This is a genomic window from Nitrosomonas sp. ANs5 (genome assembly GCF_050584665.1).
Classification (GTDB): Bacteria; Pseudomonadota; Gammaproteobacteria; order Burkholderiales; family Nitrosomonadaceae; genus Nitrosomonas.
This window is the reverse complement of record NZ_JBEUDO010000004.1, coordinates 23846-49380: the sequence shown is the minus strand read 5'-3', so window position 1 is coordinate 49380 and position 25535 is coordinate 23846. Positions and strand designations below refer to the sequence as shown.

Annotated in this window: 23 protein-coding genes; 10 read left to right on the top strand and 13 right to left on the bottom strand. The window is 54.4% G+C overall.

Features of this window, described 5'->3' with window-relative positions:
• Positions 1-127: 127 nt before the first annotated feature.
• Positions 128-3316 carry a BTAD domain-containing putative transcriptional regulator gene (locus tag ABTW62_RS01915; protein ID WP_430902890.1) on the top strand — a complete coding sequence of 1063 codons (3189 nt, stop codon included), beginning with the start codon at positions 128-130 and terminating at the stop codon, positions 3314-3316.
• 190 nt (positions 3317-3506) lie between these two features.
• Here the strand turns inward: ABTW62_RS01915 and ABTW62_RS01910 are convergent, their stop codons facing one another.
• Positions 3507-4592 carry a hypothetical protein gene (locus ABTW62_RS01910; RefSeq protein ID WP_430902889.1) on the bottom strand — a complete coding sequence of 362 codons (1086 nt, stop codon included), beginning with the start codon at positions 4590-4592 and terminating at the stop codon, positions 3507-3509.
• 108 nt (positions 4593-4700) lie between these two features.
• Positions 4701-4898: a hypothetical protein gene (locus tag ABTW62_RS01905; RefSeq protein ID WP_430902888.1), complete on the bottom strand. Its 198-nt coding sequence runs from the start codon at positions 4896-4898 to the stop codon at positions 4701-4703.
• Positions 4899-4964: 66 nt separating this feature from the next.
• On the opposite strand from ABTW62_RS01905, the gene ABTW62_RS01900 reads away from it, so the two are divergent.
• Together ABTW62_RS01900 and ABTW62_RS01895 are read left to right on the top strand one after the other, a co-directional pair.
• Entirely contained in the window at positions 4965-5135 is a 171-nt protein-coding gene (locus ABTW62_RS01900) for a hypothetical protein (protein ID WP_430902887.1), read from the top strand.
• 84 nt (positions 5136-5219) lie between these two features.
• Entirely contained in the window at positions 5220-5378 is a 159-nt protein-coding gene (locus ABTW62_RS01895; RefSeq protein ID WP_430902886.1) for a hypothetical protein, read from the top strand.
• 425 nt (positions 5379-5803) lie between these two features.
• On the opposite strand, the gene ABTW62_RS01890 is transcribed toward ABTW62_RS01895, so the two are convergent.
• The 3 genes from ABTW62_RS01890 to ABTW62_RS01880 form a co-directional block, all read right to left on the bottom strand.
• The gene (locus tag ABTW62_RS01890; RefSeq protein ID WP_430902885.1) at positions 5804-6013 is read right to left on the bottom strand and encodes a hypothetical protein; all 210 of its coding nucleotides are present in this window, start codon (positions 6011-6013) and stop codon (positions 5804-5806) included.
• A 13-nt stretch (positions 6014-6026) separates the two neighbouring features.
• Positions 6027-7436, bottom strand: a complete 1410-nt coding sequence (locus ABTW62_RS01885) for a surface carbohydrate biosynthesis protein (protein WP_430902883.1) — start codon at positions 7434-7436, stop codon at positions 6027-6029.
• 157 nt (positions 7437-7593) lie between these two features.
• Positions 7594-8637: a phospholipase D-like domain-containing protein gene (locus tag ABTW62_RS01880; protein ID WP_430902882.1), complete on the bottom strand. Its 1044-nt coding sequence runs from the start codon at positions 8635-8637 to the stop codon at positions 7594-7596.
• Positions 8638-8874: 237 nt separating this feature from the next.
• Here ABTW62_RS01880 and ABTW62_RS01875 point away from each other — a divergent pair, with 237 nt between their 5' ends.
• Positions 8875-9165 (top strand): hypothetical protein, encoded by a 291-nt coding sequence (locus tag ABTW62_RS01875; RefSeq protein ID WP_430902881.1) that lies wholly within the window; start codon positions 8875-8877, stop codon positions 9163-9165.
• 74 nt (positions 9166-9239) lie between these two features.
• Here the strand turns inward: ABTW62_RS01875 and ABTW62_RS01870 are convergent, their stop codons facing one another.
• Complete coding sequence (locus ABTW62_RS01870; RefSeq protein ID WP_430902880.1) at positions 9240-9563, bottom strand: hypothetical protein; 324 nt, start codon at positions 9561-9563, stop codon at positions 9240-9242.
• 21 nt (positions 9564-9584) lie between these two features.
• Here ABTW62_RS01870 and ABTW62_RS01865 point away from each other — a divergent pair, with 21 nt between their 5' ends.
• The 3 genes from ABTW62_RS01865 (at position 9585) to ABTW62_RS01855 (ending at position 11397) form a co-directional block, all read left to right on the top strand.
• Positions 9585-9935: a TraR/DksA family transcriptional regulator gene (locus ABTW62_RS01865; protein ID WP_430902879.1), complete on the top strand. Its 351-nt coding sequence runs from the start codon at positions 9585-9587 to the stop codon at positions 9933-9935.
• Positions 9935-10594 carry a class I SAM-dependent methyltransferase gene (locus ABTW62_RS01860; protein WP_430902878.1) on the top strand — a complete coding sequence of 220 codons (660 nt, stop codon included), beginning with the start codon at positions 9935-9937 and terminating at the stop codon, positions 10592-10594. Before ABTW62_RS01865 ends, ABTW62_RS01860 begins: the two co-directional genes overlap by 1 nt.
• Before the next feature lie 200 nt (positions 10595-10794).
• Positions 10795-11397 carry a methyltransferase domain-containing protein gene (locus ABTW62_RS01855; RefSeq protein WP_430902877.1) on the top strand — a complete coding sequence of 201 codons (603 nt, stop codon included), beginning with the start codon at positions 10795-10797 and terminating at the stop codon, positions 11395-11397.
• A gap of 290 nt (positions 11398-11687) precedes the next feature.
• On the opposite strand, the gene ABTW62_RS01850 is transcribed toward ABTW62_RS01855, so the two are convergent.
• From ABTW62_RS01850 to ABTW62_RS01820, 7 genes are all read right to left on the bottom strand, one after another.
• A complete protein-coding gene (locus ABTW62_RS01850; protein ID WP_430902876.1) occupies positions 11688-12383 on the bottom strand; it encodes an RNA ligase family protein in 696 nt (231 codons plus the stop codon).
• 10 nt (positions 12384-12393) lie between these two features.
• Positions 12394-12921, bottom strand: a complete 528-nt coding sequence (locus tag ABTW62_RS01845; protein WP_430902875.1) for a hypothetical protein — start codon at positions 12919-12921, stop codon at positions 12394-12396.
• Positions 12918-14207, bottom strand: coding sequence for an AAA family ATPase (locus ABTW62_RS01840; protein ID WP_430902874.1), 1290 nt, complete (start codon positions 14205-14207; stop codon positions 12918-12920). Before ABTW62_RS01840 ends, ABTW62_RS01845 begins: the two co-directional genes overlap by 4 nt.
• 355 nt (positions 14208-14562) lie before the next feature.
• Positions 14563-15486, bottom strand: coding sequence for a histone deacetylase family protein (locus ABTW62_RS01835; protein ID WP_430902873.1), 924 nt, complete (start codon positions 15484-15486; stop codon positions 14563-14565).
• A 103-nt stretch (positions 15487-15589) separates the two neighbouring features.
• Positions 15590-17050, bottom strand: coding sequence for a catalase (locus ABTW62_RS01830; RefSeq protein WP_430902872.1), 1461 nt, complete (start codon positions 17048-17050; stop codon positions 15590-15592).
• A gap of 323 nt (positions 17051-17373) precedes the next feature.
• On the bottom strand, positions 17374-18696 hold the full coding sequence (locus ABTW62_RS01825) for a DUF3422 family protein (protein WP_430902871.1): 1323 nt from the start codon (positions 18694-18696) through the stop codon (positions 17374-17376).
• A 37-nt stretch (positions 18697-18733) separates the two neighbouring features.
• Positions 18734-19534: a sulfite exporter TauE/SafE family protein gene (locus tag ABTW62_RS01820; protein ID WP_430902870.1), complete on the bottom strand. Its 801-nt coding sequence runs from the start codon at positions 19532-19534 to the stop codon at positions 18734-18736.
• A gap of 254 nt (positions 19535-19788) precedes the next feature.
• Here ABTW62_RS01820 and ABTW62_RS01815 point away from each other — a divergent pair, with 254 nt between their 5' ends.
• Genes ABTW62_RS01815 through ABTW62_RS01805 form a run of 3 tightly spaced genes read left to right on the top strand, consistent with a single transcriptional unit; the run spans position 19789 to position 25532 of the window.
• Positions 19789-21075: a TolC family protein gene (locus ABTW62_RS01815; protein WP_430902869.1), complete on the top strand. Its 1287-nt coding sequence runs from the start codon at positions 19789-19791 to the stop codon at positions 21073-21075.
• Positions 21068-22390: an efflux RND transporter periplasmic adaptor subunit gene (locus ABTW62_RS01810; RefSeq protein ID WP_430902868.1), complete on the top strand. Its 1323-nt coding sequence runs from the start codon at positions 21068-21070 to the stop codon at positions 22388-22390. The genes ABTW62_RS01815 and ABTW62_RS01810 overlap by 8 nt, the downstream gene beginning before the upstream one ends.
• Positions 22383-25532, top strand: a complete 3150-nt coding sequence (locus ABTW62_RS01805) for an efflux RND transporter permease subunit (protein ID WP_430902867.1) — start codon at positions 22383-22385, stop codon at positions 25530-25532. Before ABTW62_RS01810 ends, ABTW62_RS01805 begins: the two co-directional genes overlap by 8 nt.
• Positions 25533-25535: the final 3 nt, after the last annotated feature.

Below are 25535 nucleotides of genomic sequence, written 5' to 3'. Positions count from 1 at the left end.
CCAATCTATCAGCTCTCTTCCCCAGATTATTCACAATCTACCTTGCATAGAAAATTATCAGGAGTAGACTCACAGATAACATACAAATTGAATAAAACATCAATTTGGCATAGGGGCTAGCATGCAAATGAAGAGATTTCCCGCCAAAATCTTACCGCCAGATCACTCGCATGTTTTTGAACGCACTCGCTTGTTCAAGCTTGCCGAACAGAAAAAGATGGCCGGGCTGATGTGGGTAAGCGGTCCTCCCGGATCGGGAAAAACCACCTTCGTGGCTGATCTGCTGAGAAAACGACAGGCCTCGTTTCTGTGGTACAGCATCGACAGCCAGGAAGACAATTTTGCCGAGGCCTTTTATTTTCTGTCACTGGCCGCTCATAGGAACCATCCCGGCAAGAAACTGCATCTCCCCGTTTACACTGCCCGTCACTTCAAGAATCGAGAAAGCTTCGCACGCAGCTATTTTCGTCAGCTCTTCGCCGCACTCACTACGGAAACGGTCATCGTGCTGGACAATTGCCCGGATATGAAAAAAGACAACGGCCTTTTGCAACTGCTGCAATCTGCTCTCGATCAATTGCCTCCTGCCATGCAATGTATCTGTACCAGCAGAATGCCGCTTCCTCTTGCCTTGCACCATCCGACGAAGCTGGACAATATCTTGGAAATTGGAAACTGTGCATTACAACTGGAAGATCAGGAAAGTGAAGCCTTCCTGAAATGGCGGAATCCGCTACTGAGCGTCCAGCAGATACAGGCCATCCAGCTCAAAACAGAAGGATGGATAGCCGGGATGGCCATGCTGGCCCAGCAACCAGGCGTTTCTGGATCAGCTATCGACGATCACGTCACAGAGGCTCTATTCAATTACCTCTCTGCGGAAGTGCTTGCCCATATTCCACCGTCCCTGCAGACATTTCTGGCTATCAATGCCTTGCTCCCTCAGTTCACTGCGGAAACCAGCGCCCAACTGACTGGCTGCCGCATGGCGCAGCGCTATCTCGATGACATGGTTGTCCGTAATCTCCTGACCGAGCGATCAGCGGATCACCCGTCCGTTTACCGGTTTCACCCGCTGCTGAGGGAATTGCTACTGCACCAGGCCACGGCGCTTTTCACGCCAGAAGCATGGCAAAATTCGCAACAAAAGGCAGCGTCAATTCTCATCGACCAGGGCGAAACCCTCCAGGCCATGGTGATTTACAACCGATTGCAGGACTGGCCTGCCTTAAAAAGTTTGCTGATACAACAAGCGGAACCATTGATCAGAGCAGGGCAGGCGGTCACTGTTGGCCAGTTCATGCGAGCATTTCCGGATGACTGTCTCGATGCGGATCCCTGGTTGAACTACTGGTATGCGGCCGCACTGCAAGCGACCGACCCTCGCCTGGCTGAACAACGGCTGGCGATCAGTTATCGCCAGTTTATGAATCAGTACGATGCAGTGGGCGCTTACACGGCCTGGCAAGCAGCGATTGAGTCAATCCTGTTCGCCTGGCATGATTTTTCCAGGATAGGGCTCTGGATGACGCGTTTTGAAGCGTTGCGCAAGCAGCACCCGTCTTGCCCTGGCCTGGCATTGGATATCCAATGCCAGGCCAGGGCGCTGCATGCATGCGCCACTTATCATGGACAGCATTCTTATATACATCAACACCCGTTACAAAAAAACTGCGAAACCGTATTCCTTACTACTCCGGTCAGCACAGCAACCCATTCACTAGGCGTGACGCTGGGGAGCTATTATTGTCTCACCGCACGACTGAGCAGGCTGCAGATGATCGCACCTTGCTTGCAATCGGCATTGGCAGATGAATCGCTGCCCGCTCCGGCACGCATCATGAGCGCATACTTATTGCTTTCCCAGAAGCTATACGCCGCCGATACCAGCACAGCGCTTGAATATGCACATCAAGGGCTTGAATTATCGAACATATCGAATATCGGTCTGTTCAGGCATTTATTGCTGACCGGCATCGCTGAATGCCATATCGCCGATGGCGATCTCGCGAATGCCGAAAATGCCTTGCTCCAGGCAATGAAATCGGTTGATCCCCAGCAATGCGGGGCCAGTGCCCTGCTCTATGCACATGTTGCTTGGATAGCCGCATTATCCGGCCATTTGCACTACGCCCTGGAACAAAACAGGCAAGCACTGCAATCGGCAAAATCTGCGCACTGGGGACTCGGCTGCATTTGTGGATTGGCACTCGAGACGCAAATTCTGACCGAATTGTCGCAATGGCATCACGCAGAATCGACATTGTCCCGGCTGCACAAATCGGTCAAGGACATATCCGACCCATTCACCATGATCCAGTATCACATGACCGATGCATGGCTGGCCTATGCGCAGCGGAACGAAACGCGCACCATCGCCGCGCTCAAGTCATTGCTGCGCATCATGAGCGCCGAACAGGTTTATTTCTGCTTCAACTGGCAACCCAAGATACTGGAATCGCTCTGCCTGGTAGCGATCGAGCATGACATTGAGAAAGCATTTGCCATCCGTCTGCTGAGACGGCATCGCTTACCAGCCTGCCCTCCCACATATCTTGCCCAATGGCCATGGCCGGTGCGCATCTACAGCTTTGGCCCGTTAACTGTCATTGCCGAAGGCAAGCCAATCGAGCATTGCTGCAAAAGTCAGAAAAAAATACTTGAGCTGCTGGAATCACTGGTGCTCCTGGGTGGCCGGCGCGTTCAATGTGACCAACTGGCCGAAATGCTTTGGCCAGACGCGGATGGTGATTTGGCCAGGCATTCCCTGGAAACCTCACTCCACCGGCTACGCAAGCTGATCGGGAAGGAAGCCGTACTACTGAACGCCGGCCTGGTATCCCTCAATGAAAATTATTGCTGGCTGGATTTATGGGCATTTGAAACCACGATCGATGCGCTTGAGCAAGCACTGCAGTGCAACGAACCGTCCACCCTGATCGTCAAATTGACTGACCGCTTAATCACCCTATACCAAGGTGCTTTCCTACAAAACACCAGTGCCGGACTTGCGATACTGAAGCAAGCACAATTACTGAACAAATTGTGCCACACACTTGATTTATCAATCACTTTTCATGAACAGCAGCAAGAATCAGCGCGCGTCTGCGCTTTACTGCACAAGAGCTTGGAACTGAGACCGCTGATAGAAACCAATTATCGACAGCTGATGAAGTATTACATCAACCTCGGCCAGCCTGATCGGGCATTACAGATTTATCATCAATGCTACCAGGTTCTGCACAAGGGCTTTAATTTACCGCTTTCGAACGAAATTCAGCTACTTGCGAAAACGCTGGCACACAACCCGGAATAACCCCTGCACCTAGGAGGCTGTCCGAGAATAGCGATCGTAGCGAGGGCAAGGCTGGTTGAGTTGGATTTTTCGATCATTTGAGGCGAATAGTCGTTCTATTTAACGATAAGGATCGTAAAATCCGGCCAATCAGGCTCGTCCGCAGTAGATCAGTCTATTCTCGGACAGCCTCCTAGCAATAAATGGCTAATCAGTACTCACGCTCTATGATGGATTGTCCAAAAATAATTTCGAGCCGGAGTCCAACGATCCAGGAGGCCTTGCGATGCTGATCGAGCTTCTCTCGCGGCCAGTGCATGCCTACCCAGGGCTCGACGAAAAACCATTCGCGTAGATAGCGCTGTCGGTAGATCGCCCGCACGCCATAGTCCTCCGTTGGCACCGCATGAGCAGTTTCACCCCGGGCCCAGATTTCACCGGCATAGGCCTGGTCGTTGGAATACAGGTAAAACAGGCTGCCTGATGTACGCCAGCGGAACCCGTCGGTTTGCTGGGCGAAAACGCCACGGCCAGACCAGCGCCCCAGCCAGCGCTCACCGAAACCGATCTCGTAATCAAGCCGTTGTGACACCCCAAAACCGTCACTATTGCGCCAGAAAACGACCGATTGCCAACGCAATTGACTGCGATCACTCAATTCGCTTTGCATCAGGTAGCGGACACGCAGATAGGGATCAAAACGCAGCCCGCCCCGGAAACCCGCTCCGAATGAAAGCCTGCGCCGTTCTTGAATGACAGGATCATAGCCGAGCCCAAGCAGCCATTCATTGTCAGCCCCTGGTTCGCGCAACAATCCAGGCCGGGCGCTGTCATCACCGGTCATGAATTCATCGAACCCCAAACGGCCGACCACTGCCGAGAATCGATTCTCCATGTAAGGAAGAAAAAAACGTGCCCGTAGATTTGAGATCACACCCCAGCCGTCGGCTTGATCCCAGGTTGGGCCGATCGACAAGCGGCCGACCGATGTGGCCAGTCTGGGGTCATCGGCCGGCTGGTCGTCAAACCAGCGTGGATCACCAAAGAAACGATCCACCCACCGTGCCGCAGTATCCACGGTCGAGGTCACGGCAAACTGCACATTGTCTATCCACAGCCTGTCCTGCCTTTCCTCGGCATCTTCATGCGCTTCGTCATCACCGTTTGCCAGCGGCTCGATCTCGCTGCGCACATGCGCTTTCCCCTCCTCATGCGCATGGGCATTGCGGTCATCCGCCAGCCACAGGCTGAGGAATAGCAGCAATGCCATCGAACCGTCTCGAATAAAATTCGCCATACACCCTGGTGTGCCGTTGCGTGATAGTGATCATACGCAATAATGCCTGCAGGCAAGAGTGGAATAAAGAAGAATTGAGAATGGGTAGCGGCCTGATTCCAGGCGCAGTTATTTTTCACGCATGGCCGGACCAACTGCCAGCACCATAATAGCCAGCCATATAATGAACAACAGGATAAGCACCAGCACGACCGCAACGAATGCGCTCGACCATGCCCCCGATTGCTGCGGCCCGCGCGCACGGCGCCAAACCAGCCCACCAACCAGCACAGCGGTTGCGATTATCAGAAAGAAGATAGTTGTCATTTAACGTACCTGGAATTCAAAGCGAAATCATTGACTGGAGCGGATGAACCAGACTGATGACGCCAAGTGTGGCGTGTGCTGAGCCGGCAGCATTCATCATCGAACTATCCGCCGAAGGTTGTCGTATCGGCACTGGTCAATGATCAGGACGAACCTGTCACGCTGACGCCTCTGGACAATCTGGCGGTCATGATCCGGCTAGACAATAACAATAGTCGGGATATCGCCGACTGGTGACTTGTCGCAGTCAACGCGTCCGATGTCTATTACTATACCTTCGCAGATTGGCACAAAACACTCCAGCCTGCTCACCGCGGCCTGTTGTTTTTTCTCGATGAGTTTGAGGTACTGAACATTCCCGCCAGCAGTCTTCCAGCCGGGCGCTATACGATCTATTTCGGGATCGACACCATCATGGACGGGCGCCTGAATGTCGGAAACGCCTATTACGATGCGATACCAATCAACGTAGTACGATAATGTGTTTGCCAGCATCCAGGCCAGGTTAAAGTTGGACTGGATTACCGCGCCACTTTCGCGGCTCGCAAAACGGCAAGGTACGCTCGCGCACCGTCAAACAATCTAGCCACCGCCAGCAAATCGCCTCGCATAACAAAAACCGGTGCACATGTGCACCCTTGTATATTAAAAGTGAGCAGCGAACTCGCTTAAAACTGTAAAGTAGCAGCGTTTTCTGGGGAAGCCGTTGCACCCTGAGGTCTCGAACCTGTACGTAGTGTCTGCCCGAGAACTTCATTTTCCACCATCGGCCTGCCTAATTTTTAATCACGTTGACTAAAATGCGGCAAAATGATGTATGTCAGAAACATATGCGTTGTCAATTTTGGGAAATGTTGCCTGGAAACCCCGAATTTTTCCCAGCAGTCACCGCTGATTGCTTGCAATCAGGCGATTTTTACGGCATGCTGCATCACAACATGCCGTTTGATGGTGACAAGTTTTTCAAAATGAAGGCCGCTAATACGTAAATTTGGCTTGACTGAAGACAGAGTATCTACGCCGGTGGCAAAAAATGTTTGTTCTTCTCCAGAATTTGCCTGACTTGAAGCACCGTTCATGCCGAGGCCCAACGGGCCTAAAACGGAAATTTCCAAACAACTGCTCAGATTACACACTGATTCTAAAAACATGCTTCGAATGCAGCGCCACTTTGACCTTATCGAAGCGATTCAGCAACTGGCCAAACCGCGCGATTCTCGATTCGATTTCCGCAACCGTAAGTGCCGGAAAGCGGTGACTGTGATAGGCCAGCCGGTTGGGGCCGGGGCGACGCATATACAGGCCAGTCAGCAGCGCTTTCAGGCGTGCGGACAGCCATCCCTGAAGATACGTGCCTAGCGGTCTGGCTGGCGGCTGCTGGTTGCGGTAACCGCTGGCTTCCAGCACATCGACCATGCGTTCACAAGCAAGCGGGCCGCTTTGCGCAGCCAGATAGTAGTCGATCAGCACTTGGCGTTCGCGCCCCGCTGCGGCACCCAGCTCACCGGCCAGAATGCCGGATAGCGTATTTGTCAGTGCCTGAAAATCAAAACACTGGTGACTGAGCCGGGTAGGCAGACCCTGGAAATCATAGTCGTAATACGTATGCAATGAGGCCAGATAAGAAATGGCGGGCACCCTCAGCATGTAGGCCTCGAGTCCGGTTGTACAGCCGTTATGCACCAGCGCTTTGGCGGCCAGCAGCCAGGGAATGACATTGCCTTGATTTTCTACCACCACCCGTTGGCATTGCGCGGCGATCTCATGATAGATCTGGTGGCTTTCACTGGGATGGGGGCGGACAACGATGCGCAAACTGGGAAATGCATGTTCAAGCGCCGGGATCAGTTGTTTGAAGTCCGCCAGAACGGCCAGTTTATGGTTGCGCAGTCCCTCGGCGAATTCCCGGCTCATTCCCATACCGGGTTGACCAAGCCGCACACGCTTTTTCCAGAGCCCCCTGGCTGGCAGAAACAAACCGAGGTTTGGAATAAACGGATTCACACCGCTGAAATTGGTATTGATCAGGATGAAATCGCCATAACGGTCGCGCAGCCCTTCCACCTCCCGTGCGAAGTAAGGGCGAATTTCCGGCCGCAGCATATCCCCCCGCGGATTGCCGGTAATATGAACCGGCATATTCTCCGGCAATGCAGGATACTGCCGAATCAGATCGGCATTTTCCTGCCCCCAGGCAAACATCTGCGCGACCTGATTGATTGTTACGGGAGAAAGCCGCTGGGTGAAATAAGTATCGGCCGGCGGATGCACCAGCGCCTCTTCTTCCCACGCCACGATCTCATGGCCCAGCTGCCGCAGAATCGTGAACATCGAGTTGCTGAGACTGCGCATGCTTTTGGCCAGATAAACGCCACGCGCTATGGAAGCCACCTGGAAATGGGTATAGGCCCGCGAGCCCATGATGACCGGAAAACCACGTTCCGCCGCCACACATGACAACAGCAGTTTGGCATCAAGTTCTCGGACCTGACTTTCTACTGGAATAATGAGGGTTGACGCTGATGCTTGATTTTTCATCCTGGCAATTTCAATTGATCGAACACGAAAATAGCAACCTATTCTTTTTATGACAATATCTTAATTGCAGTCCACAGCATTCACCCGAGATTGCGAAGCCCAGATGGACACCATGCGGCACATCATTCACAGATACAATCCAGGGAAAGCTTGCATGCTATTCATTTTCCAGCATTTTCCATCGATCCAAAAAGGCCCGATACAGCTGATAACTGGTTGAAATCGCAATGATTTCATGGTTCAGCCAGAATGAAGGCCTCGTCCAATTGAAGCTGCCAAAAATCGACCACACTTGTCCACGGTCCTCTATCAGTACAAACTTCAAATGCATCGGCAAGCCGTCGGCAGATTTTTTGCGCGTGAACCGGATGCCGGCGGCAAGCAGGCTTTGCTCCACCCTCGGCGTAACCCGCCTGAATGTTCGCTCTGCAATGATCTCTACGGCCGCGCCTCGTTTGGCCAGGCCGGCCATCACTTCCACTGCCCGCTTTGTCCTGATATGCGAGGCGGCGATACGGACATGCGCGCCACTTCCAAATTCATTCAGGAACCGAATCACAGGATGCGCTTGGAAACTGGGCCGGAAGTGAATGGTGGTCTCGGCGCTACGAACGATCTGATTTGCCTGTTTGGAAAAGCGATACAGCAGCCCGGGAGAAGTCTGATGTAATTGCCGTACATGATCCACCAATGGCGCTACGAGAAGCGGATCATGCAGACCTACCAACATATTATGGCCCTGATCCTGATCACCAATCTCCCGGATGATGTCCTGCCGCTGTTCGAACGGATTGCCGGATGGATTGAAGGAACCGATAAAAGCCACCGGTGCTGGATGTGAAAAACAGTAGAGTTTTTCATGTAACTGGGGCCGCCATGCTCTTTTGCGAGGCGCAAGCACGCCGGGAAGAGTAACGGTGCGCAAGCGGTCACCCAGCCCGCCTGACCCTGAGAACAACCGGATCACCTCGTCATTCGCATCCGCAATACGTGGCTGGCCAGCTAGACATAGCGTGATGCGGACCCCACGCCTGCGCGCCCGGATGAGTGCCTTGGCAAGTGCCAGATCACGAAAATAATAAGTCGTCCAATCGATCGTTCCCCCAACCGGCACGGCAGCAATATGCCGCGCCAGCAGATTGCGCAGATAACCAGAACCCTGATCCGGCCCGCCAAAGTGGACTTCGTAAGCTGATTGCATACGCTCTCCTGCTGAAACTTACCTGACAAGCAACAGCATGGGCTGAAAATAGCACACTGATTTTTCCCCTACGTGTTTATACGTATTCTTTTCGCGAACGTATTTCAATACGCTGTCCAAATATCGGGGTTTTCTTAAATTTGTTGCCTGATCAGGCAATTATCATGGGTGCACAACACTCGCCCCGGTATCGTTCGTTGCGCACCCCCCGCATCTTCAACGATCGAGGACAAAAACATGGCCAAACAAACACGCACCGCCAGCAATCCACAAAGCAACACCAACATCCCGCAACAGGGAACAACTAGCCCCGAGCGTGCTTTGGATGATCAGCTGGCGGCCGAAGCGGAATACCAGGACAGTATGACCGAATCGCAGGAATTTCCGTCGGATATGGAAATCCAGCAGAGCGGCGTCCATGGCCCCCGCAAGGACGATAGATTGAAAAAAATCGTCAAGCAACATCCAAAAAAAGCCATTCCCCAGATTGAAAGCATGGAGCCCGAGCAAGCACCATTCAAGGAATAATGCTGCAACCGGCAACTGAATGTCTGGTCATATGCCTGTACGGCCGTGGAATCATATCGTATTTTCCTCTGCGTTTAGCGCAGCGGCAGCGCATTTGTCCAGACCTGCGGCTTTACGTATAGTATATACGTAAAGCCGATATAGAAATTTCCGGTAATTTCAACCCATTTCATGCCGTTACCAGGCCTGACAGCATGATCGTTACCGGCCTCGACACCTATCTCCCACGATGTCTGGCGATTCAGTCCAACAGCTGCAATGATCGCCATACGGCGCACCGGCAAGCGGCATGCATGGCATGCACACTGGGCAACAGCTCTCAGCCACGCGCCGATGCATTGACGCACGACAAAACGATGCGAGGGATTCGAGGGATTATCAAACCGGAAACGACTCATTGATCACAGCAAAACCAAAGCATGCATAAACAGACACTCGAAAATTTCAAAACTAGACTCGAGCAAATGCGCGAGGCTCTGCATGCCGGCGAGGACACCAGCCGCGAAGCGGCAAAACCGGTGATACTTGATCAAGCCAGCGTCGGCCGGCTGTCGCGCATGGATGCGATGCAGGGGCAAGCCATGGCCATTGAAACACAACGGCGGCGTAAAATTCTCGCTGGGCGTATCGAACGCGCGCTTGCCCGAATGGCTGCCGGGGATTACGGCATATGCCAATCCTGTGAAGAGGCTATCGATCCGCGCCGACTGGAAATCGATCCGACCGCTTCGCTGTGCATTGCCTGTGCCAGCGAACATGAAACACGTTGATGCGTTGTCCAGTCTGCAACAATGAAGGCTGCCGCGCTTTTCTGTCAGTGAATGACCGCGACTACTGGCGCTGTGAGACATGTCTCGCAACCTTCCTCGACCCATTGCAACACCCTTCCAGTCAGGATGAACTCGCGCAATACTACCTCCACCGTAACGACCCCATGGATACCGCTTATCGGGCATTTCTCGATCGGGCCGCCAGCCCGCTCTTGGAACGTCTGCCACCCGCCCAGCAAGGGCTGGATTTTGGTTGCGGACCGGGACCGGCACTGGCGGTCATGTTGCGTGAAGCAGGGCACACTGTCGCGCTGTTTGATCCCTTTTTTTATCCCGATCCGGCAGTTTTGGCCGGCACATACGACTTCATCACCTGCACCGAGGTTGCCGAACACTTTCACCGGCCCGCGGAAGAATTCAGCAAACTCGATGCACTGCTCAATCCCGGCGGCTGGCTGGCATTGATGACGACGCTGCAGCATGACGATGCGAAATTCGCCAACTGGCATTACCGGCGCGACCCGACGCACGTAGTGTTCTACCGCGAGGCGACGTTGCGTTACCTGGCGGCATATCACGGCTGGCACTGCGAATTCCCGTTCCCGAACGTGGCATTGATGCACAAACCCGTTACGCATCATCTTGAAAATTCCGGTTGAACGGGCTGAAATATGTGGTTTCCAAGCCACTGGACATGCCGCAGCGCTGCGGCAGGATGGCGCCATGCCAAAGCGTTGTCACGTTGCCATCTGGCTTGTCGCGCATCATTCCCTTGACAAGTCTGGAAGCGACAACTTGTTCTGTTCACAACCACACATTGGCAATATAAAATAGCCCCCCAACCGGAAATTGCAGAATTATGGCCAGCAACTTGCACGAGGAACGCCTGGATACAGTTGTTCAATATTTACTGGAAAGTGGCGCCGCCCGTGTACTGGATCTTGGCTGCGGCCCGGGAGAATTGTTGCAGCGCCTGGCACAGCAGCCGCAATTCACTCGGCTGGTCGGCATCGATATCGACCCCACCATCCTCCATGAAGCGCGCCTCAGCCTGGGATTGGGTATCCCCCATCCGGCCGATCGCGTGCAGGTGCGCTATGGCTCCTTCGAGGAGGCTGATTGTGAATTGACCGATTTCGATGCTGCAGCACTGGTCGAAACCATCGAGCATATCGACCCCCGCCGCCTGACCCGGGTGGAACTTGCCGTGTTCGGAAAAATGCATCCACGGACCGTACTGGTTACCACCCCCAATCAGGAATTTAACATCCTGTATGGCATGCTGCCGCACCAGATGCGCCACCCGGGCCATCATTTCGAATGGAACCGCGCCCGGTTTCAGCAATGGGCGCAGGGTATCGCCGCACGTAACGGCTACGAGGTCCATTTCATCGCTATCGGACCGGCCGACCCACTGCGCGGCAGTTCAACGCAAATGGCACGCTTCATTATATCGGCATGATTTTCACCTGGAATTCTCAGCCGAACGGGCTGCAGCGTGCAGTTCTCAAAGTGCCGGACAACGCGGCAATGCCAGGAAATGAAACAACCACAACGCTGCGCTCGCAAAGACGGCTTCGTTGGATGTCCCCACGACCCACAGCACAACCACCGTCCCGTAGGGTGCACCGGTTTGTACTGCGTGACGACTGGTTGCCGTGGACCGGGCGTTTGACGGTGCACAAATGCACCCGCCTGCTAAAGCGTTGCGCAAACCGGTCTGGAATTGACAGTTCCAAACAGCCTCTTAAGTCAGAACCTGGCAGGCGCCGTTTTCACCAGGTTCCATTCTATCGCCCGGCTGCGCCAGTGATCATCGATTGCCTGGACAAATTCCCGATTGACCAGTTTCGCCCGATTTTCATTCCAGCAGGCTGAATCATGGCGAACGACGATTCCTTCAACCTTGCCGGCACGGTATTGGCTCGGCGTGTTTTCCAGTAAATGAATCAGTTGTGGCTGTGTCAGCACACCGCGTTTGAGCAGCGGCACGACGGTGAGGCCCAGCTTGCCAGCCAATTGATTGCGCCGTTCGACGCTCCAGAATTTGCCTGCCCCCAGGTCATAGACATCGAACAGCAGAAACCAGTCCGGCAGCGCATCGTAATCCAGTGAGTGCCGGGCAGCGCACCATTCGCCGAACAGCAGCAGAGCTGGCGTCAGATGTTGTCTGAGGATGGCATCGTGCTGACCCAACCAGCCATTCAGACGGGAGAACTGGCCGGCATAGGGTTGCTGGAGATATTGCCCGCGATTCTGGGCTCGCAGCTGGCCGTTTTCGTCGAGCGAAATGCCGAGGTTGGCGCCATCCAGTTTTTCCTCTATGAGGACTTCCGCTTGCAGCAGCGCCCTCACTTCGGGTGCCGACAATACTTTATCGTCCCTGGGCTGGCCTTCGCCTAACCAGAGCAAATGCGGGGTATGGGGAAAACGAAAAAATTCCGGCATCGCTATCTATTCACTTTTTCACTTTTTCGGCGTGCTTGGCACGCGACCATTCTTCTATGATTGGCTCCAGGGACAGTCCCGCATCGGTCAGCGCCTGTTCCCAGTCATGCCAGTCGGTATCGCCAGCGAAAGCGATCGCGCTGTCGCCCTCCAGTTTCAGCGCGGCCAGGGCCGCCGCTACCATCTTGCGGTCGGCCAGGTCATGCACCACCCTGTCCAGCGGCGGCTGCAGAATGCCATGACCGTCCTGGTCGTAATGCACTTCGACGCTGTCCACCGCAGCGGTGCTCCATTTCTGGATCACCACCTGGATGCCATAGTCATTGAAATCCAGATTATTATCATATTCCTGCGCGATCTTGCCGGCCATGTCCAGCACCAGATGGGAGGAACTGGCCTCAAAGGCCGAGAGCCATTGCCAGATCTTGAAACGCAAGGCAGGATCCTGTGGCGTGGCGTTCATTGCCCTGGAAGGCTGCAGGACCGCCGCACTGGCCGCGACCAGCACATTGGTATCCACAATGTAACGGCGTTTCATTGGCCGGTTTGCGCCTGTTGGCGCGTGAACATCAATCGCGCCTGTTCCCTGGTTTCGCCCAGCGCATCACCGAAGAAATATTTGGGCCAGTTGCTTACCCGGCCAAATTCATCCACTGTCAATTTTCTCAGCATCGCGCCATCCGCCTCTCTTTCAGCAAAAAACAGCGCAACCTGTTCGGCTGACGTCTCGCCTCTGGCAATCAGCGTTTGCATGCGGCGAAACAGGTGCTCCGAATGGGTTTCCACGATGAACTGAATCCTGCGCGCCTGGCTCATTGCCACGAACAACTCTGCCAATACCGACTGCGCCAGCGGATGGAGGTGAATTTCCGGTTCCTCCAGAATGATGGTGCTGCCAGCGGGCGCGAAGTAGGCGACAGTCAGCACGGGCAGAACCTGCGAGATGCCTATGCCGACATCGCGCAAGTTGGCGCTCACGCCAGCCTGATGCACCACGATTTCATAACGGCTGGAACGGCCCAGCTGCTTGACCTCCAGTTTGTCCGCCACCTTCATGCGATTCAACCAGAACGATACCCCGTCCAGCACCGCATTTTGCTGCGCCCCTCTGGTCAGCGCACTGGCCAACAGAGCATCGATGGCACGGTGGCCATCGCTTTCAATCTGGCCTGGCGTCATTTTATTCCAGACATAATCCCTTTCGGGCTTGCGCCGCAGCGGCCCGAGATAAACGATATTTTCCAGTTCGCGGCGAATCGCAAGGCTCAAATCTTCCACGATGGCACCCGCATGACCCAATACGGCAATCGCCTCCGCGGACAATGCAATCGAGCGTTCCGGCGTCAGATGCCGGCCTTTGGCACGCGGGCGCACCTCATCATTGACAAAAATGGCGTAAGCGCCTTTCTCACGCCGCACCACGCGAAAGCGGTGCCCGGCAGTGGACAAGGTGAGTGCCTGAATGACTGTAGCGCCCTGGGCCGTTTGCCCATAACCGCAGGCAAACCGACCGCTCGTGATGCGCGTCTGTGGATGCGCCTGAAAAGCGAACTCGATGGCGAACTGGCGAGGAGATTGCGTGCCGGACTTGAGCACATCGTCAAAACTTCCAAAATTGAAATAGTCGTGGACTTCGTCTGCACCCAAGTTCAGATGAATCGAGCGATCCGGTGAATGCACGGTCTGTTTCAACAGCAATAAGCTCTGGATCAACGAAGATTTCCCCGAGGAATTCGTGCCCAGCAACATGGTGACAGGCTTGAGCGCGATCACGCCTGTTTCCTGCCAGGCCTTGAAGTGGGTCAGGCGCAACGCTGTCAACATGACCGGGCCCTCCCCCCCTTGCCATCCCCTGCAAGATCTTGCTGCATGGTTGCCTGGGCCATCCCGACACGGGTAAAAATATTCAACATGCCTCCCAACCACCCCCGGCAGGGCGAATCAAATCGTGATGATGCAACCAACCATCTGCTGGGGTCAGGATCAAAGCAACAATAGCCCCCATGGTGGGGGCGTTTACGCCCCAACAAACTTGCGATAAATTGCGACAATTCGAGTGATGACACATAGTTTTGAGTGCATTGCACGAGCAAACAGGTATTTTACTACGGCCTGTCCAGTTGCCTGCCATCGTTCAGCCCGGGAGCCCCGCTGTGGCTTGCCGGCAAGCGCCAATTAATCAGCTGCGGCACAATACCTGAATATGCGCTGCCGCACTCCGGCCCAGCGCAGCCAGCTCGTAGCCGCCTTCCAATACCGAGATGATGCGCCCCTGTGCATGTTCATCCGCTACCGTTTTTATTTGTTCGGTAACCCAGACATAATCGGTTTCATCAAGATTCAGGCCGGCCAGATAATCTTCCCGATGGGCATCGAACCCGGCTGAGATATAAATGATCTCTGGACGAAAAGCATCCAGGGCAGGCAGCCAGTAGCGCGTAACCGCCTGGCGGAATATCTCGCCATTCGATCCCGCCACCAGCGGCACATTGATGATATGGTCACTACTGCCCGCCGCACCGCTATAGGGATAGAACGGATGCTGAAAAGTCGAACAAAGCATGACGCGTGCATCATCCCGGAAGATATCCTCGGTGCCATTACCATGGTGCACGTCGAAATCCACGATTGCCACACGCGACAACCCGTGCCGGGAGACGGCATGCGCCGCGCCGACCGCGACATTATTGAAGAAACAGAACCCCATGGCCTGATCACGGGTCGCATGGTGACCGGGGGGGCGTATGCTGCAAAACGCGTTGGCGACCGCTCCTTGCATGACCAAATCGGTCGCCAGAATCACTGCCCCGACTGCCCGGAAGGCCGCTTCCAGCGTATAGGGGTTCATCGATGTGTCCGGATCGAGGCTTACCAGGCCATGCTGCGGGGCAGATGATTCGATCCGACGGACATGATTCTCGGTATGCACGCGCAGCAACTGTTCCCGTTCGGCCGGCGGCGCATCATGCTGTTGCAGCGCCGGAAAAATACCTGCTGTATCGAGCTGGCGTTTGATTGCCTCGAGCCTTTCCGGGCATTCCGGATGCCCCAATCCCATTGCGTGTTTCAGACAAACTGGATGCGTTATGAATGCGGTCACCATCGTCGTTCAGGTTCTCGGTTGATGATCATGGCAGACCGGCCACCTTTGCCGGTCTGTCAGACACTGTTTCTCACTGGAGCGAAGAAAATTCATGGATGCGCGCTTACTCGGTAACTTCGTCCACAGGCATCCCCAGCGCCTGGGCAATGCCTTCCCCATAGGCCGGATCAGCTTTCAGGCAGTGGGCGATATGCCGTTTCTGCACCGCGCGCGGCGTGCCGCCAATGGAGCGGGCGGTATTTTCAAACAGGGCCTGCCGTTGCGCAGCGATCATAAGGCGGAACAAATCGCCGGGCTGGGTATAGTAATCCTTATCCACGCGATGATCCCAGTGCCCTGCCGCGCCCTCCAGATCCAGGCGAGGCGCCTGGAATTCAGCCTGCTGCTGCCATTCCTGATAGCTGTTGGGTTCGTATCCAAGTGTGCCGGCATAATTGCCATCGACCCGCATGGCGCCGTCACGATGATAGTGATGGAAGGGGCAGCGCGGCGCATTGACTGGAATCTGATAGTGATTAACACCCAAACGGTAGCGCTGCGCATCGCCATAGGAAAACAGCCGGCCCTGCAACATTTTGTCCGGCGAAAAACCGATACCCGGCACGACGTTGGCTGGATTGAAAGCAGCTTGTTCAACTTCGGCAAAATAGTTGTCGGGGTTGCGGTTCAGTTCCAGCACACCGACTTCCATCAACGGATAATCCTTGTGTGGCCAGACCTTAGTCAGGTCGAACGGGTTATAGGGACAATGCGCCGCCTCTTTCTCCGGCATGATCTGCACTTGCAAAATCCAGCGCGGATATTCCCCACGCTCGATACTGTCATATAGATCGCGCTGATGGCTCTCCCTGTCCTTACCGATCAATGTTTCGGCCTCGGCATCGGTCAAATTCTGGATCCCCTGCTGGCATTGGAAGTGAAACTTGACCCAGTAACGCACCTGCTCGGCATTGATGAAACTGAAGGTATGGCTGCCGAAGCCATGCATATGACGGTAAGTCGCAGGAATGCCGCGATCGCTCATGACAATGGTGATTTGATGCAGTGCTTCCGGCAGCAGCGTCCAGAAATCCCAGTTATTCTGGGCACTGCGCAGGTGGGTGCGCGGATCCCGTTTCACGGCATGGTTGAGATCGGGAAATTTGAGCGGGTCGCGCAAGAAAAACACCGGCGTATTGTTGCCCACCAGATCCCAGTTGCCTTCTTCGGTATATAACTTGACAGCGAAACCGCGTATGTCCCGTTCCGCGTCAGCCGCCCCCCGTTCACCCGCCACGGTGGAAAAACGCAGAAAAAAATCGGTTTGTTTACCAACCTCTGAAAAAATTTTCGCCCGGGTATAGCGGGTCATATCCCGCGTGACCGTGAACGTGCCATATGCGCCGGAACCCTTGGCGTGCATCCGGCGCTCGGGGATCACTTCGCGGTCGAAATGGGCGAGTTTTTCCAGGAACCAGACGTCCTGGAGCAACATCGGGCCGTGCGGTCCGGCGGTCATGACATTCTGGTTATCAGTTACCGGTGCGCCAGCGCTGGTCGTCAGCTTCCTTTTTCCGTCATCCATGTTCCACCTCCTTCAAAATTATCCCGGATCCCTGAGTCGGATGCACTCGATGGGAAAGCACCAGCAGCAACACGCTCGATCCACCCCTCCCTGACGGGAATGGCAAACCGCCATTAGGGCACCTCTAAAAATTCATATTTGCGAGCATTCCCTTCGGGAATTGCCTGCTTACCCCGTCTCGTCACAATACGTCGTTGTTCACAAAAAATGTCTCCTGACATATCCATCATATGCTGCGTCAACATTTTTTGTTCTCGCCTCGTCTTGTTTAAAACGCTGAATTTTTAGAGGTGCCCATCAATCAGTCAATCCGGAACGACACCTCACTCACCCCCATCACCAGACTTGCTCAACATGCGGCGAAATCTTCTGATCGCCAGGAATACTATCGCCACGACAAAAGGAATTGCGATTCCGGTCATCAACTCGACATTGATAGCCAGCCCGGCAGCCTTGGCCGCCTTGAAGCCATAACCCGTAATGCCGAGCAGATAATAGCTCAGCACAACAACCGACAATCCTTCCACGGTCTCCTGCAAACGCAGCTGCAGGTATGCACGGCTGTTCATGGACTTGAGCAAATCCCGGATCTGCGATTCCATGGAAAGATCCACCCGCGTGCGCAACATCGAAGTGGCGCGTGCCACACGCAAGGACAGGATCTCGAGTTTGGAGCGCACCAGATCAAATGTACCCATGGCGGAAGTGACGCGCTGTTTCCTGTACTCGTACAGCATCTGCAGCCCCTCGATACGCTCCTCGCGCAATTCGGCAATTCGCTGCTGCATAATGGCGTGATAGGTCTGCGAGGCGCTGAAGCGATGGCCGGACTGGGCCGAAATCTTTTCGATCTCGGAGGCCAGGCCAGTCAGCTGGACCAATAACTGCTGTTCATCTTCGATGTTATTGAGCGCCTGGTTGGATACGATCAGATCGGCCAGCTGATCTTCATATTGCTCCAATTGCGGGATGACATCCCGTGTCATGGTCAGTGGCAGAATGGCCAGCATGCGATAGGTTTCGATCTCCAGCAGACGCTGCACCAGCCGCCCAACCTGGCGGCTGCGCAGATTGTCGTCGTGTATCAGAATGCGCGTGAAGCCATCCGGATGAATCTGATTGTCGCTCCAGACACTGGCGCTGCCACCGGAAACCTTGGAGCCGATGACCGTATTCGAGGCAAACAGGGTAGCCAGCTCACTCAAGCTGCGGCTGGGACGCCTGCGATCGTCCAGAGCGATATGCGTGGCCACCAGCACCTCTCCCGGCAGGCTCGCCAGCCAATCTCGCGGCACAAAGGAGATGGTCGGCTTGGCAAAAGGCACATCGAATGGACCCGTGCCATAGAAGGTGTAAGTGGAATACTCGGTATGACGCTCCCAGCGCAACCGAAAAAGTCCCAGCTCGACGCTCAGCTGATCAAAAGTGCCATTCATAATCTTGACACCGAAGCGCTCACACAGCTGAATAACAAGGTTGCGCTCCCGCCCCACCCATTGCCGATCGGACAGCAATACCAAGTGGGAAAGCTGCAAGGGAATACTCAGGAGCTCGTAAATATCCGCGTTCAGTTCGGCGTGCAGCGTCTGCCGCTCGGAATATTCCACAATCCCCATCAGGTCATGCCTGGAAAAATCTTTTGTCATAGATGATTAATAATGCGTGGTCACTGAAAATACGAAATCAATTCCAAAAATCGAGCAGCAATTTGGTCCCCAAAAGATACAGCAGCCCGACGAAAATTTTTTTGAGTGCAGCGGTTGGCAGAACATGTGCGGTTTTCGCGCCCAGCGGCGCGGTCAGCACGCTCGCCATTGCGACCAGGGTGAATGCGGGCAAGTAAATATACCCCAATGCATATTCCGGCAACGGTTGTGTTTGTATCATACCATTGAGACCATAGCCGACGGCACTGGCCAGGGCGACCGGAAAACCGACTGCGGCCGCCGTACCGATCGCATGATGCATCCCGATCTGACAGGCGACCAGAAACGGCACCGTCAGCAACCCACCGCCAATGGCCACCAGACTGGAGACCGCACCAATCAAGCCGCCTGCCACAAACATACCGGCTTTGCCCGGCAGCGAATAGCCGGCATGGGGCCTGATATTGAGCCACATTTGCGTGGCTGCGCAATAGATAAACAGCACAAAGATCATGCCCAGAACCTGGCTTGGAAGCTGCCCGGCCAGAGTAGAACCCGCCAGCGCACCCAGGATGATACCAGGCGAGATATAGCGCACGATCCACCAATTGACGGCACCATGCGCATGGTGCGCGCGCAGACTGGCAATCGAGGTCAAAACGATAATCGCGGTGGTGGTGCCCAGCGCCAAATGCAGGATGCGGTCATCCGGAAAGCCAAGCGACACGAACACGGAAACCAGAATCGGCACCATCAGCAAACCACCGCCGATACCCAGCAACCCAGCAAAAAAACCGACCACACCGCCAGTCAGTAAGTAAATGAACCATGCTTCCATGTCTATATCCGTAATTCAGGAATGAGTGAACCGGTATGCGCAGCAACAACTGTTTCAGGGTGCGTTCGCGCGCCACGAAACGCAATCGGATTATGCCGAGCGTCCTATTCCTACTAAAAATTTTGCACAGAAGCATACTATGCTAGTCAATCTTGCGTGATGGCAAGCACTATCCACTCAAGAAAGGTGGCGTGACGGGCTGAGATATACAGCTATAATGAAAAATCCGGGATAAACGTGCATAGGGGGCTTTGATGCCAGCACGGAAATACTTGATACGCGGCATCGCAATTCTACTGATTGTCATTTCCAGCACAACTTCGGCTGAAGAAGATACCGTTCTGACACTCGAGGCTGCGCTTGCCCAGGCACAGCAAAACAATCCCAGCCTGGCCCGGATCAAGGCTGCCGCGCAAGCATTGGCGGCCATTCCTTCCCAAGCCGGATCCCTGCCCGATCCTGTCATCGGCTTCAATGTCATGAACTTGCCAGTCGATCATTTCGATACCCGGAAAGAACCCATGGCGCAAATCGGCTTCGGAATTTCACAGGTCATCCCCTTCCCTGGCAAACTGGCCTTGCGTGAGCAAGCGGCGGCTTATGAAGCACAGGCCGCTGCCCACAGTGAGGAGGAATGGCGCCTGAGCCTGCAAAGCGATGTCAAAACTGTCTGGTGGCAGCTGTTTTATTTGGACCGCTTGCTTGAAATCACCGATAACAATCTGATGCTCTTGCAGCAATTGGTCGATATTGCCGGCACAAAATATGCAGTCGGCGACGGCCTGCAGCAAGATGTCTTGCTCGCGCAACTCGAATCATCGAAACTGCTGGATCGGAAAATCAAGATTAACGGCCTGCGCGGCAATGCCGCGGCAAGCTTGAATGCCCTATTGGACCGGCCTGGCGACAACGCAGTGCGGTTACCTACTAAGGTATCGTTGCAATTGCCCGACATTCATGGCGATCAAGTGCTTTATCAATTGGCCGAAACCAACAGACCTTTACTCGCAAGCGAACGGGAAAAGGTCAACGCTGCCAAATCCAAGCTGGATTTGGCAAAAAAAGCAATATTACCGGATTTTAATGTTAGCGTTGCTTACGGCGCCCGGAACAATATGCCCGATGGCAGCCGGCGGTCGGATCTGCTCAGTCTTGGCGTCAGCATCAATGTGCCGATATTTTACGGGCAAAAACAAGCCCAGGGCGTAAGCCAGTCCACGAGCGAGCTGATGCGCGAACAATACGCCCTGCAGGATCAATGGAACGGCATCCGCAAACAAATATCGCAAACCAGCAACGACTACCGGCGTGCCAAGGAACAAGTGCTATTGTATGAAACCGGCATCATTCCGCAGGCCCAGCAAACAGTCGCATCGATGCTGGCCGGTTATCAAGTCAATAAAGTCGACTTTCTGAATCTGATACGCAGCCAGATCACTGTCTACGATTACGAAGCGCAATATTGGCAGTCCTTCATCGAAGCCAACCAGGCCCTGGCGCAGCTTGTCGCTGCGACTGGCCAGGCAGGCATTTATGAATAAGTGGTTATGGGTTACCGGTTTGCTGATACTGGTTTCAGGTATCGGCCTGGGTTATTGGCTGGCCGGCAATCTTGAAGGCCTGTTCCTCAAGGTGCATGGCCCTGACCATACCAAGACTCCGCTTGACGATAAAGAACCGGGGCCCGGACAGCCCTTGTTTTACCGGCATCCGATGAATCCGGCGATTACCTCCCCAGTGCCGGCCAAGGACTCAATGGGAATGGACTATGTTCCGGTATACGCGGATGAACAAACCACCACAGAGCCCGGTACGGTCAGAATCGATCCGGTCACGGTACAAAACATCGGCGTGCGAACCGCAAAGGTCGCGCGGACCACACTTACCCGAAACGTGCGCGCGGTCGGCCGGGTCGATTATGACGAAGAGCGCATCTTTCGGTTGCATCCCAAAACAGCCGGTTGGATCGAAGCACTGCATGTCGATAAAACCGGCCAGTGGGTCGCAAAAGATGCCGATTTGTTGAGTATTTATTCGCCGCAATTGGTCGCCGCTCAGCAGGAATACGTTTTGGCCTTGCAAAACCAAGAGATTCTGTCGAATAGCCCATTCGAAAGCATCCGCCGGGGTGCAGACGATCTCCTGGCAAGCTCTCGGAAACGTTTGCAATTGCTCGATGTCCCGGACCATCAACTGCATGAATTGACTGATAAAAAACGTATCATCAAGAGCCTGCATATTCACGCACCGACCGATGGCATCGTGATTCAAATTGATGCCCGAGAAGGTCAGTATGTTACGCCGGACACCGAAATCTTCACGATAGCCAATGTCGGCAAAGTCTGGGTTTACGCCGACGTCTATGAATACGAATTGCCTTGGGTCAGGCTTGGCGATCCAGCCGAAATCCGTTTGATCGGCGTTCCAGGACACGTTTTCACAAGTCGGGTCGAATTCATCTATCCCTACGCCGAAAGACAAACTCGCACCAACCGGATCCGCATGGTGCTCGATAATCCCGAAGGTTTATTGAAGCCGGACATGTTCGCCGACGTAACGATATTGACACAAAAACAATACAAGACGCTGACCGTGCCCACCGAAGCAATCATCCGTTCCGGCACCCGCAACCAAGTGTTCGTGGTCAGGGAGCCCGGTAAGTTTGAGCCCCGTCAAGTTCAATTAGGCTTGGATTCAGACGGCCGGATAGCGATTCTCGACGGCCTCGACGAAGGCGAGGAAATTGTCATCTCGGCGCAATTTCTGATCGACTCCGAATCGAAACTGCGCGAAGCGACCGCGAAAATGCTGGACGCGCCGATGCACCACGATAGTGGAGAGCATCGCCTTGATTAAGGCCATCATCAGCAGTTCGTTGCAAAACCGTTTTTTGGTTTTATTGGCGGCGGTGCTGCTGGCTGTGACCGGATTTTGGTCGTTCAAGACCATTCCACTGGATGCAATACCTGATTTATCCGACGTACAAGTGATCGTGTTCACCGAATATCCAGGGCAGGCGCCGCAAGTTGTCGAAACCCAGGTCACATATCCGTTGACCACGGCGATGCTGGCCGTGCCGAAGGCCAAAGTCGTTCGCGGCAATTCCGATTTCGGATTATCGATCATCTATGTCATTTTTGAGGACGGCACCGATATTTATTGGGCCCGTTCACGCGTCCTGGAATATTTGAATTACATCCGCGAGCGCTTGCCACAAGGCGTCAACCCGTCATTGGGTCCGGATGCGACCGGGGTCGGTTGGGTCTATCAATATGCCCTGGTCGATAAGACCGGGCAGCACGATTTGGCAGAATTGCGCTCGATACAGGACTGGTATTTGCGTTATCCGCTGCAAACCGTGCCGGGCGTTGCCGAAGTCGCGCCGGTCGGCGGCTTCGTCAAACAATATCAGATCGAGATCGATCCGAATGCGCTGGCCGCCTATGGCATTTCGCTGGCGCAAGTTAAACAGGCCGTCAAACGCAGCAATAACGACATCGGCGGCCGCTTGCTGGAAATGGCTGAAACCGAATACATGGTGCGCGCACCGGGCTATATTCGCTCATTGGAAGACATCAAAATCATACCGCTCGGCGTCGATAATAACGGCACGCCGATCCGCATACAGGACGTGGCACACGTGCAAATCGGCCCCGAGTTGCGCCGGGGCATCGCCGAGCTGAACGGCGAAGGGGAAGTCGTCGGCGGCATCGTGATCATGCGTTTCGGTGAAAACGCCCTGGCCACGATTCTCGGCGTGCGGGAAAAACTGGAAGAACTCAAGCAAAGCCTGCCCGAAGGAGTCGAGATCGTACCGGTTTACGACAGAGGTGATTTGATCGAACGTGCGATCGACACTTTATATCAGGCACTGTCCGAGGAACTCATCATCGTCTGCGTGCTGGTCGGCTTATTTTTGCTGCATCTGCGCTCGTCGCTGGTGATCGTGATCACCCTGCCGTTGGCTGTGCTCATGGCCTTCATCGTCATGAAATTGCAAGGCATCAACGCCAATATCATGTCGCTGGGCGGTATCGCGATCATAATAGGCGACATGGTCGACGGCGGCATCGTGATGATCGAGAACGCCCACAAACATCTGGCCGAAGCCACCAAAAAAAAGCAGGCCGAACTAACGCGACAAGAGCGCTGGCAGGCTATTGCCACGGCATCGAAGGAAGTTGGACCAGCAATGTTTTTTTCATTATTAGTCATCACCGTGTCGTTTATACCCATTTTCGTACTGCAGGCGCAGGAAGGGCGCATGTTCAGCCCGCTCGCCTTCACCGCAACCTACGCGATGGCGGCCGCGGCACTATTGACGATCACGGTCGTGCCGGTCTTGATGGGCTATTGTATCCGTGGCAAAATCATTCCGGCACGCAAAAATCCGGCCAACCGCTTTCTGCATGCCGTCCACTCGCCGGTCTTGAAACTGGCGATGCGCAATCGTAGCGTCAGCTTGCTAATCACCTTGCTGCTGCTGGCCAGCACACTGTACCCGCTGTCCCAGCTAGGCAGCGAGTTCATGCCGCCGTTGGATGAAGGCGATATTCTGTACATGCCGACCACGTTTCCGGGCATTTCGATCACCAAAGCCAAGGAACTGCTGCAACAAACCGATAAAATCTTGAAAACCTTTCCCGAGGTGCATCATGTGTTCGGTAAAATCGGGCGCGCCGAAACCGCGACCGATATGGCCCCGCTGTCAATGATCGAAACGATCGTCCATCTGAAGCCCCGAACGGAATGGCCCGACCCCGGCAAGCCCCAGCAAAAACTCGTCGCAGAAATGGACCGGGCGATTCGCTTTCCCGGCATGGCCAACGCCTGGACCATGCCGATCAGAAATCGTATCGACATGTTGTCGACCGGCATCAAAACCCCGGTCGGTATCAAAGTGTCCGGTCCCGACCTGACCGTTTTACAGGTCATCACCGAACGCATCGAACAAGAATTGAAAAATCTGCCGGATACCCTGTCGGCAATGGGCGACCGCGCGGTCGGCGGCTATTACCTGGATTTCAACATCGACCGCAGCGAGGCAGCGCGATATGGCCTGACCGTCGGCGATATACAGGATGTCATACAAAGCGCGATCGGCGGCGAGAACATCACGCAAACAGTGGAGGGCCTGGAACGCTATCCGGTCAATCTGCGGTATCCGCGCGAATTGCGCGACGACCAGGAAAACCTCAAGCGCGTACTGATACCGACACCCCAAGGCGCGCAAATCCCGCTAGCCCAGGTTGCCACCATTGAACTGAATCGCGGACCGCCCAGCATCAAAAGCGAAGATGCTCGGCCCAACACCTGGATCTATGTCGATATCAAAACGTCCGACATTGGCGGTTATGTCGAACAAGCCAAAAAGATACTGGCAAAACGGATTGAAATCCCCAAAGGTTACACCATAAGTTGGTCGGGCCAGTTCGAGTATATGGAAAGGGCTGCGGAACGGCTGCGTATCGTGATTCCGCTGACGCTGTCGCTGATTCTGCTACTGCTGTATTTTACTTTCAGGAATTTTGTCGAACCGGTCATCGTGATGTTGACGATCCCTTTCGGCCTGATCGGCGGCATCTGGTTAGTCTATTGGTATAGCTTCAATCTGTCGGTGGCCGTTTATGTCGGTTTTATCGCGCTGGCTGGCACTGCGGCTCAAACTGGAGTAATGGTATTGAGGTTCATCGATATCGAAATAGCCAGACTACGCAAGCAAAAGCAGACGCCATTGACGGCGGCGGAAATCAAGGAGGCGGTCGAAGCGGCCACGGCCCTACGCGTACGCCCGGTTGCCATGACCGCCTTCACGACGATGCTGAGCTTAATTCCTTTCATGGTGGCGACCGGTGCCGGTGCCGATGTCACGCAGCGTATCGTCGCGCCAACATTGGGCGGTATGCTAACGGTGCTGATACTCACGCTACTGGTATTTCCGGTGCTTTATAGCCTGGTATTGCAATTCTTGGAATGGCGCGAACAAACAAACACATAAGCA

Bases quoted from the DNA above. Each gene is read 5' to 3' on its own strand.
- ABTW62_RS01905 (WP_430902888.1), bottom strand. From the start codon at position 4,898: ATGACAACTATCTTCTTTCTGATAATCGCAACCGCTGTGCTGGTTGGT.
- ABTW62_RS01865 (WP_430902879.1), top strand. From the start codon at position 9,585: ATGCATAAACAGACACTCGAAAATTTCAAAACTAGACTCGAGCAAATG.
- ABTW62_RS01810 (WP_430902868.1), top strand. From the start codon at position 21,068: ATGAATAAGTGGTTATGGGTTACCGGTTTGCTGATACTGGTTTCAGGT.
- ABTW62_RS01850 (WP_430902876.1), bottom strand. From the start codon at position 12,383: ATGCCGGAATTTTTTCGTTTTCCCCATACCCCGCATTTGCTCTGGTTA.
- ABTW62_RS01845 (WP_430902875.1), bottom strand. From the start codon at position 12,921: ATGAAACGCCGTTACATTGTGGATACCAATGTGCTGGTCGCGGCCAGT.
- ABTW62_RS01840 (WP_430902874.1), bottom strand. From the start codon at position 14,207: ATGTTGACAGCGTTGCGCCTGACCCACTTCAAGGCCTGGCAGGAAACA.
- ABTW62_RS01860 (WP_430902878.1), top strand. From the start codon at position 9,935: ATGCGTTGTCCAGTCTGCAACAATGAAGGCTGCCGCGCTTTTCTGTCA.
- ABTW62_RS01855 (WP_430902877.1), top strand. From the start codon at position 10,795: ATGGCCAGCAACTTGCACGAGGAACGCCTGGATACAGTTGTTCAATAT.
- ABTW62_RS01870 (WP_430902880.1), bottom strand. From the start codon at position 9,563: ATGAGTCGTTTCCGGTTTGATAATCCCTCGAATCCCTCGCATCGTTTT.
- ABTW62_RS01880 (WP_430902882.1), bottom strand. From the start codon at position 8,637: ATGCAATCAGCTTACGAAGTCCACTTTGGCGGGCCGGATCAGGGTTCT.
- ABTW62_RS01825 (WP_430902871.1), bottom strand. From the start codon at position 18,696: ATGACAAAAGATTTTTCCAGGCATGACCTGATGGGGATTGTGGAATAT.
- ABTW62_RS01820 (WP_430902870.1), bottom strand. From the start codon at position 19,534: ATGGAAGCATGGTTCATTTACTTACTGACTGGCGGTGTGGTCGGTTTT.
- ABTW62_RS01915 (WP_430902890.1), top strand. From the start codon at position 128: ATGAAGAGATTTCCCGCCAAAATCTTACCGCCAGATCACTCGCATGTT.
- ABTW62_RS01830 (WP_430902872.1), bottom strand. From the start codon at position 17,050: ATGGATGACGGAAAAAGGAAGCTGACGACCAGCGCTGGCGCACCGGTA.
- ABTW62_RS01885 (WP_430902883.1), bottom strand. From the start codon at position 7,436: ATGAAAAATCAAGCATCAGCGTCAACCCTCATTATTCCAGTAGAAAGT.
- ABTW62_RS01875 (WP_430902881.1), top strand. From the start codon at position 8,875: ATGGCCAAACAAACACGCACCGCCAGCAATCCACAAAGCAACACCAAC.
- ABTW62_RS01910 (WP_430902889.1), bottom strand. From the start codon at position 4,592: ATGGCGAATTTTATTCGAGACGGTTCGATGGCATTGCTGCTATTCCTC.
- ABTW62_RS01815 (WP_430902869.1), top strand. From the start codon at position 19,789: ATGCCAGCACGGAAATACTTGATACGCGGCATCGCAATTCTACTGATT.
- ABTW62_RS01835 (WP_430902873.1), bottom strand. From the start codon at position 15,486: ATGGTGACCGCATTCATAACGCATCCAGTTTGTCTGAAACACGCAATG.